The 14,406-nt window shown below is 49.8% G+C and carries 9 protein-coding genes; 8 read left to right on the top strand and 1 reads right to left on the bottom strand.

All coding sequences use genetic code 11. From position 1 onward, the window contains the following. The first annotated feature begins 36 nt into the window (after positions 1 to 36). Positions 37 to 2,595, top strand: coding sequence for a beta-mannosidase (locus RSX24_RS00955; RefSeq protein ID WP_343259434.1), 2,559 nt, complete (start codon positions 37 to 39; stop codon positions 2,593 to 2,595). 86 nt (positions 2,596 to 2,681) lie between these two features. On the opposite strand, the gene RSX24_RS00950 is transcribed toward RSX24_RS00955, so the two are convergent. Then, on the bottom strand, positions 2,682 to 4,679 hold the full coding sequence (locus RSX24_RS00950; protein WP_343259433.1) for a beta-galactosidase: 1,998 nt from the start codon (positions 4,677 to 4,679) through the stop codon (positions 2,682 to 2,684). Positions 4,680 to 5,273: 594 nt separating this feature from the next. Between RSX24_RS00950 and RSX24_RS00945 the strand changes: the two genes are divergently transcribed. The 7 genes from RSX24_RS00945 (at position 5,274) to RSX24_RS00915 (ending at position 14,370) form a co-directional block, all read left to right on the top strand. Then, positions 5,274 to 6,425, top strand: coding sequence for a glycoside hydrolase family 88 protein (locus RSX24_RS00945; RefSeq protein ID WP_343259432.1), 1,152 nt, complete (start codon positions 5,274 to 5,276; stop codon positions 6,423 to 6,425). A gap of 81 nt (positions 6,426 to 6,506) precedes the next feature. Next, positions 6,507 to 7,439 carry a helix-turn-helix domain-containing protein gene (locus RSX24_RS00940; RefSeq protein ID WP_236417365.1) on the top strand — a complete coding sequence of 311 codons (933 nt, stop codon included), beginning with the start codon at positions 6,507 to 6,509 and terminating at the stop codon, positions 7,437 to 7,439. A 174-nt stretch (positions 7,440 to 7,613) separates the two neighbouring features. Beyond that, entirely contained in the window at positions 7,614 to 8,594 is a 981-nt protein-coding gene (locus RSX24_RS00935; RefSeq protein WP_343259431.1) for an ABC transporter permease, read from the top strand. A gap of 26 nt (positions 8,595 to 8,620) precedes the next feature. Next, positions 8,621 to 9,490 (top strand): carbohydrate ABC transporter permease, encoded by an 870-nt coding sequence (locus RSX24_RS00930; RefSeq protein ID WP_339277685.1) that lies wholly within the window; start codon positions 8,621 to 8,623, stop codon positions 9,488 to 9,490. A gap of 73 nt (positions 9,491 to 9,563) precedes the next feature. Further along, positions 9,564 to 11,111 (top strand): extracellular solute-binding protein, encoded by a 1,548-nt coding sequence (locus RSX24_RS00925; protein WP_343259430.1) that lies wholly within the window; start codon positions 9,564 to 9,566, stop codon positions 11,109 to 11,111. A gap of 114 nt (positions 11,112 to 11,225) precedes the next feature. After that, positions 11,226 to 12,659 (top strand): glycosyl hydrolase family 28 protein, encoded by a 1,434-nt coding sequence (locus tag RSX24_RS00920; RefSeq protein ID WP_343259429.1) that lies wholly within the window; start codon positions 11,226 to 11,228, stop codon positions 12,657 to 12,659. 49 nt (positions 12,660 to 12,708) lie between these two features. Further along, positions 12,709 to 14,370, top strand: coding sequence for an RICIN domain-containing protein (locus tag RSX24_RS00915; RefSeq protein WP_343259428.1), 1,662 nt, complete (start codon positions 12,709 to 12,711; stop codon positions 14,368 to 14,370). The last annotated feature ends 36 nt before the right edge of the window (positions 14,371 to 14,406 follow it).

Raw genomic sequence — 14,406 nt, 5'->3', positions numbered from 1 at the left:
CCGCCAAAAAACAAACACACGTTAACGGAGGCTGTTATGAGCAAACAATCGCTGATTTTTGAAAATTGGACCTTCAAGGCTTGCGACGATCAAGAGTGGCTGCCCGCTAAGGTGCCGGGCTGCGTGCATACGGATTTGCTGAGACTGGAAAAAATCCCGAACCCTTTCTACGGAACGAACGAGAAAGAGGTTCAGTGGATCGACAAGAAAGATTGGGAGTACCGGACGGAATTCGGCGTCGAGGATGCGTTGCTGTCCCAGGAGCATCTGGAACTGGTGTTTGACGGGCTGGACACTTACGCAGACGTATATTTGAACGGCCAACATGTGCTGTCCGCCGACAACATGTTCCGCGTATGGAACGTCGATGTAAAACCTTACGTCAAAGCGACCGGCAACGTGCTTCATATCCGGTTCAGGTCTCCGATCCAGGAGGATCTGCCGAAACTGGAGAAGCTGGGTTATGCATTGCCTGCATCCAATGACCAATCCGACGTAGGCGGACTGGGTGACAAACGAGTGAGCATCTTCGCCCGTAAGGCACCATACCATTACGGTTGGGATTGGGGTCCACGGTTCGTAACGAGCGGCATCTGGCGCGAAGCACGGCTGGAGGGCTGGACGGAAGCCAACATTCACGACGTGTTTATCCGTCAAGATCAGGTAAGCGCTTCCCTCGCTTCGCTGACTGCCGTTGTGGAAGTAGAAATGCCGGCAGCATCCGAAGCGGTCATTCGCATTCAGACGGATGGACTGAGCTGGGAGAAATCATTTTCGCTTCAGGCAGGTTTGCAAACCGTCGAGATTCCGGTGGAGATCAGCGAACCGAAGCTGTGGTGGAGCCGCGGTTTGGGCGAAGCGCACATGTACAGCTTTGCAGCCGAAGTGGTTGAGGGCGAGCGGATTCTGGCGAATGCCGAAGTGAAAACAGGATTGCGTTCCATCCGGCTCGTTCGCGATAAAGACGAAGCAGGAGCCTCTTTCTACTTTGAATTGAACGGCGTTGCCGTGTTTGCCAAAGGGGCAAACCATATTCCGAACGACAGCTTCACCACCGAAATCACGCGGGAACGCTACCTGCACGAGATCGTTTCGGCGGCTGAGTCCAACATGAACATGCTTCGCGTATGGGGCGGCGGCATTTATGAAGAAGACGTCTTCTACGAATTGTGCGATGAATACGGCCTGCTCGTATGGCAGGACTTCATGTTTGCCTGCAGCATGTATCCGGGGGATGAAGCATTCCTGAACAGCGTGAGACATGAAGCCATCGATAACGTGAAACGTCTGCGCAACCATCCAAGCATCGCGCTGTGGTGCGGCAACAACGAGATCGACTCGGCTTGGGCCCACTATATTGAAGAAGGCGGATGGGGTTGGAAAAAAGACTTTACGCCAGAACAGCGGGAGAAAATTTGGGCCGATTATGAAGCCATCTTCCATGATCTGCTGCCGGAAGTGGTGGAAGCGTACGCGCCGGGCGTCGATTACTGGCCTTCCTCGCCGCTCGTCTCCCTGACCGGAGACGCCAGCCAGCATGCCAATCCGTCCACGTCGGAAGGGGACATCCATTACTGGGGCGTGTGGCACAGTGTCGAGCCATTTGAGAACTATAACAAATACGTGGGACGTTTCATGAGCGAGTACGGCTTCCAGTCGTTCCCGGAATACAAATCCGTCCGCACCTATGCGGAGGAAGCGGATCTGGCGCTGGAATCCGAGGTAATGCTGGCTCACCAGAAAAACGGAGCAGGCAACCGTTTGATCAAGCAATACATGGACATGTACTTGCATGAGCCGAAGGATTTCCCGTCATTCCTGTACATGAGCCAAGTGCTTCAGGCTGAAGCGATGAAGATGGCGATCGAAGCTCATCGTCGCCGCAAGCCGTATTGCATGGGGACATTATATTGGCAAATGAACGATTGCTGGCCGGTCGCTTCCTGGGCGGGCATGGATTACTACGGACGCTGGAAGGCGCTGCAGTATTATGCCAAACGCAGCTTTAGCGACGTATTGCTCTCCGTGGACGGTACGAAGGATAACGTCATCGATATCCATTTGATCACGGATTTGCTTAAGCCGGTACAAGGCAGGCTGCGCCTTCGCCTCATCGGTTTTGACGGCACCGTCTATCGCGAGGAAACGCATGAAGTGTCCGTGGCTGCCAATGCCGGGCAAAACGTGCTGACGTTGAATCAGGCCGAATGGCTGCAGGGACGCGATGCGTCTGCAACGCTGCTGCGTCTTGATCTGACGCAGGATGGACAGGAGGATATCGTGCAAGAGCATTATTTTGCCGCCTCGAAGGATATTGCGCTGCAACCGGCGAACCTTCGTGTGACCGAAGTGCAAGAAGCCGATGGCCACTATTTGGTGTTGGATAGCGACGTGCTGGCCAAACAGGTGTGGATCTCTTCCGAAAACGAAGGCGTCTTCACGGACAACTTCTTTGACGTCATCCCAGGCATTCCGGTGAAGGTGAAATTTGTGTCCAGAGCCGAATTGCAGGGCGCAGGCGGGAATACGGGGCCAGGCGCCGTTCAGATCCGTTCGATGGCCGATTTCATCAAACTGACGTCCCAGCCGGTCTAATTCAACGTTCATTCGTTCATCCCAAAAAGCGAGGGTACACACATCATGTGTGCACCCTCGCTTTATTTGCATCTCCATGGATCCGCTTATGGTCGGACCTCAATAATCTCCACACCGTAGGGAGGAAGCTCCAGCTTCGGCCCAAGGCGGGATGCATCCAATGCAGAAAGAGCTTCTGCACCCAAGTCGACGACGGCCGATTCGGGGCTGAGATTGAGGATGAAACGGAACGTTCCGCCCGGCCCGGTGCGGGTCGTCATTTGTACGCCTTGAGGCAGGGACTGTACTTCTGATAATCCGTGTTCTTCAGCAATTGATCGAAGGAGTTGGCTAAGGTAGGCCTGCTCCGGTTGCGTGGCCATGTAATAGACGTTCCCTTGTCCCCAGCGGTTCCGGGTTACGGCAGCGGTTTTCGCATAAAACTGGTCGGCGTACACGGCGATGGCTTCTGCCGTATCCAGCTCCAAAACGTCGGCCCATTGCGAGGCAGAGTATCGTTCTCCTTGGTCTCCCAATATTGTAGCAGAGTCGCTGCCGAGTGGATCGTATTCGATGACCCGGACCCCCGCACAGGTCGACAGCAAGCCGGGAAGAGGAGACATGGTGCAGATGTTGCTGTTATTTTTGACGCCCGAACGATGGGTAAGCACAAGCGTGCCGCCCGCAGCGGCAAAGCTTTGCAGCCGTTCAGCGCTGTCTTGGTCCAGCAAATACAGGTGCGGGGCGATGACGACGCTGTACCCGTCCAGCGATTCGGCTTCGTGAATGACATCGGCTCCGATGCCGAGTTGAGTTAATGTGCGATGCCAGACTTTGATGTTCTCGTAGTAGTCCAGACCCTCCGCCTGCTTCTGGATATGAAGCGCGTTCAGTTGGTCGTGCGAGTGCAGTATCGCTACTTGATGCTGCAGGGTTGATCCTTGCAAACGCTCGCCAAGCCGGTTCACTTCAGCGCAGAGCTGCTGAAACTCCCGGAATCTGCGGCCGGGAACGTTGCTGTGGTCGATCAGCCCATGCCAAAACTGTTCTGCGCCCGCGACGGCGCTGCGCCAGCGAAAATGCACGACCGCATCGGCTCCGCGAGCAATGGCCTGCCAGGAATGGGCGCGCAGGAAGCCCGGCTGGGGCGCTCGCCACATCGGGAACCAGCATCCCGGCGGTCCGCTGAGCTGTTCCATGATCCAGAAATTGCGGCGTTTAATGCCTCTGGTGAGATCCAGGGACAGCGCGCCGCTGTAAGGAGATGTCTCCGTTTTGCCCGGCGAAGGGTTCGGATAATAATCGAAAGACGCGAAATCCAGCTCCCGACCGATGCTGTATTGGTCCGCTTTTTGCGGATACGTATGAAAATTGTGCGTAACCGCATGACCTGGGCAGTTCCGACGGATCAGCGCGATTTGGATCTGCTGGAAGGCAGCGATCGAATCCGACTGGAAGCGGGTGTAATCGAGCAGCAGCGAAGGATTCTGGAACGGGGAGCCCCCGTACGGCGGCGTAACTTGCTCCCAATCGTTGTACTCTCCGCTCCATACGACCGTTCCCCAAGCCTCATTGAGCTGCTCCAATGTATCGTAACGGGAGCGGACCCATTCCCGGAACGCGTCGGCGCAGGCGTCGCACTGGCAATCGGTGAAGCTGAATTCGTTGTCGGTCTGCCAGCCGATGACCGCGGGGTGTTGGCCGTAGCGCTCGGTCAGCTTTTGCACGATCCGGGCGCTGTAAGTTCTCATGCTGGGGCTGTTATAACAGCGGTGGCCCCTGACGCCTTCGTGATTGATCTGTCCGTTTGGAAGCACAGGCAGAATATCCGGGCACTTTTCGGTAAGCCAGCGAGGCGGGGTCATCGTTGGCGTGCCAATAACGACCTGCAGCCCGTGGCGGTGAAGTGTATTTAATGCTTCGTCTAACCAAGTCCAATCGAACTTTCCGTCCGAAGGTTCCATCCGGCTCCAGGCGAATTCACCGACGCGCACGATGCGAACTCCGCTTTCGGCCATCAGCCTCGCATCCTGTTCCCACATGGCAGGCGGCCAATGCTCGGGATAATAATCAACGCCCATCTGTACGGGACGGTTCAATGTCATGTCGGTCAGCTCTCCTTTGCAGGCAAAAATGTAGGGATATCGTTCTTGCGCCTCACCGCTATAGGAGCGGAATCGCGCATCTTCCTCATTGTATATTGCTTGAGACCAGGGAGATATAACAATATGTTGCGATAAGTTAGCATGATGTTGTTCTACGAAGAAAGTCGCCAAATGATCAAGTTCATTTCCCGAGCGGGGAAACAGGTCTTTGTGACCCGGCATCCCTGCTTTTGGATGAAGCGTAAACCCCGTGCCGCAATACTGCAAGAAATCAACATTTCATTACTTGTTTTCAAAATTATTTCTTACTGAACGAACTACAATAACTATATAGATTGAACCGAAAATTTACACGATAACGAAGAGGGCAGAAAGAATCTGGAGAAGCGAAGCGGTCGCTTAAAAGCTTTCTGAAAGAAAGCTGCTTCGGAAGCATAGGCTGATCACCGGATTTTCCCTTTGAAAAAGGGGATCAAAGAAATCCGGGGATAACAGCGATCGAAAGATGGTTCTGACCGCGTAGTGTCTCTGTGTAAAAATCATTGGTTCAACCTATTTAGTAAAAGTTATCGTATACAGAAAGAAGGAATGCAAATGTTGAATGTTGAAGACCAGTCATGGCTGGAGCGATTAATCGCCAAGTTTGATCATAAATTGGCTTGGGTAAGCGAAAAATCAAGGGATAAAATCCCTTATACGACCATTGGCGGGACACATGACGATCGTTCTGTACATAACCCCTCAGGGACAGTCACCGATGGAATCAATTGGTGGACCAACGGTTTTTGGGGCGGCATAATGTGGCTGATGTACCATGCTACGGGACAGGAAAAATATAAAGATATTGCTTCGGTGTCAGAGGAAAAACTGGACAAATGCTTTGATGATTTTTATGGACTGCACCATGACGTTGGTTTTATGTGGCAGCTCACGAGCGTAGCCAACTATAAACTTACGAATAACTCGGACTCCCGCAAAAGGGCCCTGCATGCAGCAACCCTCTTGGCAGGGAGATTCAATCCCGTCGGAGGTTTCCTCCGAGCCTGGAACGATATCGAAGGGGAGGATACAAGGGGATGGGCAATCATTGACTGTATGCTCAACATCCCGCTGCTGTATTGGGCGGCAGAAGAAACGGGAGATCCTAGATTCAGACACATTGCGAATATGCATGCGGATACAGCCATAACGGCGTTCGTTCGATCAGACGGGTCTGTGAACCACATTGTAGAATTCGATCCCTTCAAAGGCGGGATCATCAGAACGCATGGCGGTCAAGGTTATCAAGCAGGCTCTTCGTGGACAAGAGGCCAGTCGTGGGCGCTATATGGATTCATGATGAGTTATCATCATACGGGGAACATCGAATACCTGAATGCGGCCAAGCGGATCGCACATTACTTTATATCCAACATTCCTGAGAACGGGGTGATATCTGTGGATTTCAGGCAGCCGTCAGAACCACGGCTGGAGGACGATACAGCTGCGGCCATTGCGGCTTGCGGTCTGATTGAAATGGCCAAGACGGTTGAAATGCACGACAAGAACATTTATCTCAGAGCAGCATTAAAGCTGTTAAAGGCATTGGAGTCACGAAGCAATTGGACGAACCAATCGGATGCCATCATTCAAAACGGTTCAGCAGCATATCATGCGAATGTTCACCATCAACCCATGATTTACGGGGATTTCTTTTTTTTGGAGGCTGCGCTCAAGCTCAAAGGAAAAGATCTTTATCTTTGGTAAATGACGCAACGCAGCAGGTAAGGTCAACTTGAACATTGGAATGATGCCAGGCTCGAATGAACTCGGATAGGGGGCAGTGATATGAAACGCATGTTTGAGGCTGTCATTTTCGGAGGTTCCAAGCTGTTTTGGGACTACCGGCTTACGAATACGACTCATTACAAAGGCTACTATCATTGGCACCAGTGCTGCGAAGTATTATACGTTCATGATGGAACGGGGCACGTCGTGGTCAACGGTAAAACATACCCGATCCGCCGCGGGATGCTGTTCTTTTTCCGGCCGTATCAGCTGCACCATGTATATGCCAGCGTGAATTCGGATAACCCCTACGTCCGAACCATTTTTCACTTTGACATGCAGCTGGTTAACGATATGCTGCAGTCCTTGCCTAAACGCAAAGCGCTGTTTACCTCTTTATGCAACGGCAACTCCATCGTTCAAGCGTTTGACCTGTTATCTTTCGAGTCCGTTGTCGAACGTAATTTGGAAGACTATGATCATTCAAGGCAGGAAGGCAGGGGGGAAGATACGGAAGAGATCGCTATGATGATTCTGCGGCTTCTGGACATTCTCATTCGTGATCATCATTCGGGGATGAGCGGACCGATCCCGGCGGAGGATCGCAAATCAAACGGCTACGCGCAAAAGGTAATGAGTTGGATCGATGAACACTATCAGGAATCCTTTCGTTTGGATGACCTTTCCGAAGTCATGCATTTATCCAAATTTTATTTGTCCAAACTTTTTCATGAACAAACAGGCAGCACCCTTAAGGAATATGTTACGGCCAAACGGATGAGGCATGCATGCCGATTGCTGGAGACTTCGGCAAAGTCGGTCGAATGGATCGGATCAGAGGTAGGTTTCGCAAACCCGTCATACTTTGTCCAAGTGTTCAAGCAAGAAGTGGGTACAACCCCGCTTAAATACCGAACAAGGTTCTTGCAGTTCGATGACGTACAAGAAGATGGCAAACCGGCGGGAGCGGGTTTTTCATACAACGAAAAGTGAGAAGCACCACAATAAATAAACATTTTGTTGCATTCTTTCACCATTATTGAAAACGGATAACAGATAAAATGAAAATATACATCGTTAGATGAGGGTGAAGATACCGCACTAATCAAGGGGAAGACCATACCGATCGGGGATTCGTCTCCTAGAATCGCTGGAAGGAAGTGCAGCATGTTGAATAATCCGAACATGATCCGAGGAAATGAAAACGGTACCAACGTTGTGCTGAAAAGGCCGAACAAATGGAGGGAGACTTTAAAAGAATATAAAAAAAGCAAACACTTGTTTATTATGCTGTTTCCCGCATTGGTCTGGTTTGCGATTTTCCACTATGGCCCTCTGTACGGGATTCAACTGGCTTTTAAAGATTTCAGTCCCGTAAAAGGAATCTGGGGAAGTGAATGGGTGGGATTGGACCATTTCCGGTTTTTGTTTTTTCAGTCGCCAGACTTTGCGAGGATTTTTACAAATACGTTGTTGATCAGTCTTTACAACCTTATTTTCGGTTTTCCGGCTCCAATCATTTTGGCACTCCTGTTAAATGAGTTGCGTTCCAACCTGTTCAAGCGGTTCGCGCAGTCTATTTCCTATATTCCGCATTTTTTCTCTTGGGTCATTCTCTCGGGAATCATTATCGTCATGTTATCGCCGTCCGAGGGACCTGTGAATTTTATATTGCAGATGTTTGGCATGGAACCGATCTACTTCTTGGCAGACCCCAATTATTTCCGGCCGGCTCTGGTTGCAACGGGGATATGGAAAGAGATCGGCTGGGGCACGATTATTTATTTGGCAGCGCTCTCAGGAGTCGACCCTACTTTATACGAAGCAGCCGTCATTGATGGCGCAGGGAGGTGGAAAAGAATTTTTCACATTACGCTTCCGTCGATTCTGCCCGTTGTTTCCATCATGTTTATCTTATCGCTCGGCGGGATCCTTAATGCGGGGTTTGACCAAATTTTCAATTTATACAGTCCGGCTGTTTATGAGGTTGCCGACGTCATTGATACGTATGTCTACCGTGCCGGTATCGTACAAGGACAGTTTGGATTGACGACGGCGGTCGGATTATTCAAAAACGTCATAGGCATTGCACTGGTGCTCGGCACAAACTATGCGATGAAGAAAATGGGGCAGGAAGGCGTCCTCTAACAAGGGAGAAAGGAGGTTTTTCGAATATGAGACTTACGATGGGAGAACGTATTTTTCAATGCATCCTGATCACGATCATATCGCTGTTGTGCCTGATCACGATTTATCCTTTTTTGCATATTGCTTCCTTATCCCTTAGCAGTCCAAGCGAAGCGAGCCGGTTCGGTTTTCATTTTTACCCTCGGGAGATTGATTTCTTCGCGTGGAGCCAAGTGTTAAGCCAAAGCAAAATTTGGACCGGATTCGGCAACTCGGTGTTTAGGACAGTCGTGGGAACGACGTTGTCGCTGATTGCCATGTCCATGTGCGCGTATCCTTTATCACGCAAATATTTGCCCCACCGCAGTTTCTATACCATGTTTATTCTGTTTACGATGTTCTTCGGAGGGGGGATCATTCCTACCTACTTATTGATGAAGTGGCTGCATTTGCTTGACAGCCGGTGGATCTACATTCTGCCTGGACTTATCCCTGTCTTCTCCATGCTTGTACTTCGTAATTTCTTTATGTCCATCCCAACGGAATTGGAAGAATCGGCGAAAATTGACGGTGCCCATGATATCAGTATTTTGTACCGAATAATCCTTCCTTTATCGAAGCCGGTGCTCGCTACTTTGGCGCTCTGGTCCGCTGTAGGGCACTGGAATGCCTGGTTCGATGCCGTGCTCTACGTATCGGATCCGGAGAAACAAGTTTTGCAATTCTTTTTAAGAGAGATTGTTATAACCAATACGGACGCTGAAACTTTCGGACGGTCGGCGGTGGGGAACTTCCAATATACGTCCTCTATCAAAGCGGCTACCATCATGTTTGCTGCTCTTCCGATTTTGATCGTTTATCCGTTTCTGCAAAAGTATTTTGTGAAGGGAACGATGATTGGTTCATTAAAAGGATGACGGTGATGACCCGGGCAGGTGTCCGCCGCTCTTGTTTGTACAGCAAGTGGATGATATAGAGGAGGGTCTGAATATGAAAGTATGGATGAGATTCGGCATGGCGGCAGTATTGTCCGTTTCCTTGGCAGGGGCAGGCTGCAGCTCAAGCGGCGACGAAAGCAAGGATGCAGAAAATCAGGGGAAAGATGACCCCATTGTCATCATGACCAATGCTTCGACTTGGGATATACCTACGGAAGATGGGAACCCAACGCAAAAGTATCTGGAGGAGCGGTTTAACGTCAAATTCGTCAATATGAGAGGCAATGATGAGAACTTCAAAATCAAGGTCGCATCGGGCGAAATCCCGGATATATTCCCGCATAACATCAGTGAAGCGGATATGACGAATTGGGCCAGACAAGGTGTCATTGCAAGCATTTCTGTGGATGAAATCAAACAATATATGCCTACCTATGTCAAGGAAGTGGAAGAAATTGACCCGAATGCCTGGGATGTTGGAATGATCGATGGAAAAAACTACGGCGTTCCGCGCATCTGGCTAAACGGATCATACGGCTTTATCCCTACCTATAACGGCAAGTGGTTGAAAGCGATCGGTTATAATGAACCGCCAAAAACATTGGAAGAATTGGAAGATGTATTTACCAAATTTCGCAATAACGACCCGGATGGCAACGGCAAAATGGATACTTACGGTATGAGCGGACGCGGAAAGGACGTAAGGGCACAAATGTTCAACTCCATATACGCGGCATATGGTGTAAACCCGTACCAGTTTGTGTTGACGGATGAGGGGAAAGTGACTTGGGGCGGCATTACGGATGAGGCCAAGGAAGCTACAAAACTGCTGAGAAAATGGTATGCAGCAGGGCTCATCGATCCGGAGTTTATGACGGATAACGGGGAGCTGATCGGTCAAAAGTGGGGCAGTCATAAAATCGGATACATGGACAACATGATGTACCATCATCTCTTTGGCGCCCAAGAAAGCGATAAAACGAATGGAACTTTTCCGGTCTATGGCAAAGGTCTCATCGGTCCGGCCGGCGAATCACTCGTGATGTCCAATGGTGCTTTGCAGGTCCCGTTAATTTTCGGCAAACAAGTCGAGGAGGACGACGAAAAGCGTATTCGAATCCTTCAAATGCTTGAAGAATTGACCTCGGTCGATGAAGTGTATCTACGTACCGTCTTTGGTGAAGAAGGGGTATCTTATGACTTGGTCGATGGTGCCGTTGTTATGAAAGAACCGTATGCAAGTTCTGCCGATGACGCGCGTCTGATGGGGTACGGCGGTTATTACAATCCATTGGTGGAACGCGATGTAAGTATGTGGAAGTATCACTTCTCGAAAGAAAAAATGGAGTTCAGGGAAAAGGTTAACGAGGGAATGAAGACAATCTCGGATGTTCTCGGACCAACCTCCCTGGAGAGTAAGGGCGTGTATTGGGCGACGCTGATCACTTTACAGGATGAGTTCTATACAAAGGCCATTATCGAAAATAATGATCTCGATGCCGCATTCCAGAACTTCAAAGATCAGTGGCTCAAGAGCGGTGGCCAACAAGTATTAGATGAAGCGATGAAAGTGTATGAAGCCCGTCAACAACACAAATAAACGACGAATAATACACCGTAGTCAGGGAACCGCATTTACCTTTTCTGAAGGCAGTTCAAATCTGGTGGAACCCTGTCTTTCGGTGTATTCGATTCTATGGGAGGAGAGGTTCGATTGTCGGCACATACCGTAAAAACATACCCTGCACCCGAGGGTGCAGTGGGCAATTCGGATTATTCCGTAAGGCTGCGGACGGCAGATGGCGAATGGCAGTCCTTATTCAGCTATAACGTTAAGGTGGATATGCATGATGTTCGTAATGCATCCATGGTTATGTTCGATTGTTCGGGCGAAGTTGAAATGGAGGTGCATTACCATGTTGGACGGGTCCGGAATGCCGTTGTTCGTCCGTTCTCCTACGGCATAAAGTGCGATATCAAAGAGCAAGTGGTTACATTTAAAATCGATCAGCCAAGGTTGTTGTCTTTAGAAGTGAACGGGGGGAAATTTAATAATCTCCATATATTTGCAAATCCGTTAAGCGATGACCCGGTCCCTGTAGAATCGGAAGGCGAAGAGACTATGGTGTTAAAGCCCGGGATGCATCAGGTTAGAGAGCTTAACAAAGCCTTGAAAAATATGTCCAGCCCCCGCATTATATTTGGCCCCGGAATACATCGTCTGGACGAATCCCGTCTGGAAATCCCTTCGCATACGACGGTTTGCGTTGCAGGCGGGGCAGTCATTTACGGCGGATTGATCTGCAATCATGTACAGGATGTAACCATTAAAGGCCGAGGGATATTATATATGTCCGACTTTGAAAAAACGACTTATTACAGAGGCGTCGAAGTTAAATACTCAAGCCGCATCCATATTGAAGGAATTACGGTGATTGATCCGCCTCACTATACGGTTCTCCTTGGTCAGTCGGACAACATCCGAATCCGAAACCTGAAGACCTTCAGTACGCGCGGCTGGTGTGACGGTATAGATATGATGGCATGCCAAAATGTCCTCATCGAAGGCGGGTTTTTACGTACATCGGATGATTGCATTGCGGTATATGCCTCCCGGGGAGAATTTCAGGGAAATACCCAGGATGTCACCGTGAAGGGTTCAACCTTATGGGCTGACGTTGCTCATCCGATCAATATCGGCACACACGGCAATTATGACAGTGAAGGCGATCATATAGAGAACCTTCATTTTGCGGATATCGATATTTTGGAGCATCATGAGCCGCAGCCGGACTATTGGGGATGCCTGGCCATCAATGCAGGCGACAACAACACGGTTCGGAACGTAACCTATGAAGATATCCGGATTGAGGATTTTGAACTGGGCGAATTGTTTAATCTTCGCGTGTTGAAAAACGAAAAATATAATCCGGCTCCGGGCAAACGAATTGAGAACATTCACTTTAAAAATATTCATTACAGCGGGACCTGCAACAATCCCTCGCATATCGAAGGCTACGATGAGAGCAGAACGGTAAGCCATATTACGTTCGAAAACGTGACGGTAAATGGCGAAAAATTTGCATTGAATCATGACTATGTCGTGCTCGGAAATCATGTGCATGGCGTGAAGCTAATCAACCATTAATTTTGGGAGAGAGGATTGAGGGATTGTCATTAATCTAAGGAGATGATGCATGATGAGAAAATTTTGGTTCATGGTCTTGATTTTCAGCTTTATAGGAAGCATGTTTTGTTTCGGAATGAAAGATAACATCGCTGCTGCCGAACCGGATTTTGTGCATCCCGGACTTTTGCATACTGAGGAAGATTTGGTTCGTATCAAGCAAATGGTGGCGGCCGGGGAACAACCCTACTTGGACGGATGGAACCAGTTAGTGAACAGCCCGCTTTCTGCGGCAGGTTGGACTCCCCGGGCCACGGCCACGATCATTCGAGGCGGCACGGGCGATAATGTGAGTTTGCTCTACAATGATGCAGCCCGTGCTTACCAGAATGCACTGCGCTGGAAAATCACCGGAGACACGGCACACGGAGATACGGCACGGGACATTTTGAATGCATGGTCATCCACGCTTACAACGGTTACGGGCAATGCCGATCGCTATTTAGCTGCGGGTTTACAAGGATATCAACTGGCTAATGCGGCTGAGCTTATGAGAGATTACCCTGGATTTGATGTACAAGGAATGCAGGCTATGCTGCTTAACGTGTTCTATAAACCTCTTAACGAGCGTTTCCTGATCGGTAATGAATTTGGCCGGGACCACAACGACGCCTACATTCAAAACTACTGGGCAAACTGGGATTTGAGCAATATGGCAGCAACCATTGCCATCGGAGTGTTCTGTGATCGCCAAGATATCTATGAGATCGGGATAGAATATTTCAAGCATGGAGCTGGAAATGGCTCGATTTACAATGCGATCCCGTTTCTGCATCCGGATGGGCTCGCCCAATGGCAGGAGTCCGGACGTGATCAGGCACATACCCAGCTCGGCATCGGCTTAATGGCCACGATCAATGAAATGGCATGGAATCAGGGCGATGACTTATATGGCTGGGCGGATAACCGCTTTATGAAAGCTGCCGAATATGTGGCAAAGTACAATAATGGAGATGATGATGTTCCCTTTGCATCCTATGAATGGGGTTCCGGAACCAATGGTGCCGTTCAAACCCACACGGTCATATCCGGTGCCGGACGCAATGAATTTCGCCCGATCTGGGAAATGATCTACAATCATTATGCGAATCGAAAAGGCATGAACGTTCCAAACATTGCTGCCCGCGCTGCTTTGATGAGAACGGAAGGTGGCCCAAACCCGCAGTATCCTTCGACATTCGATCACCTTGGATTCGGAACATTGCTATACACGCGTCCGGCAGGCAGCGGAGGATCGGCAGCGCTCCCCTCAGAAAATATTGCCGATGGCACTTACCGATTCACAGTACGACTTGATGGCAAATCGATGGAAGCGAGTGGCAATCTTGTGCAGAAGTCGACATATACGGGGGGGACGCATCAGCAATGGGCCGTAACTCACATCGGCGGAGGCCAGTACAGCATCAAAAATGGTGAGAGCGGTCTTTATTTAGGGGTAGCAAATGACTCCCTTGCTCGTGGCGCCCAATTTGCGTTATCCGCGAGTACGGGAGGAAATAGTCAGAAATTCGCGTTCATCCCCGTCGGTGACGGTTATTACCGGATTACGCCTATACACACGAACCTATCGGTCGACGTTCTGAACGCATCCTCTGAAGAATCAGTACCACTCATCCAGTGGCGATACTTGCTTGGAAAGCATCAGCAATGGAAGCTTGAATCTGTACATTGATTCATTCGATATATAGCAAGGGGATTTCTGCAAGTA

The sequence above is a fragment of the Paenibacillus hubeiensis genome, assembly GCF_032334105.1.
Classification (GTDB): Bacteria; Bacillota; Bacilli; order Paenibacillales; family Paenibacillaceae; genus Paenibacillus; species Paenibacillus hubeiensis.
Note: the sequence above shows the minus strand (reverse complement) of the source record. Positions and strands in the feature narration are given on the sequence as shown.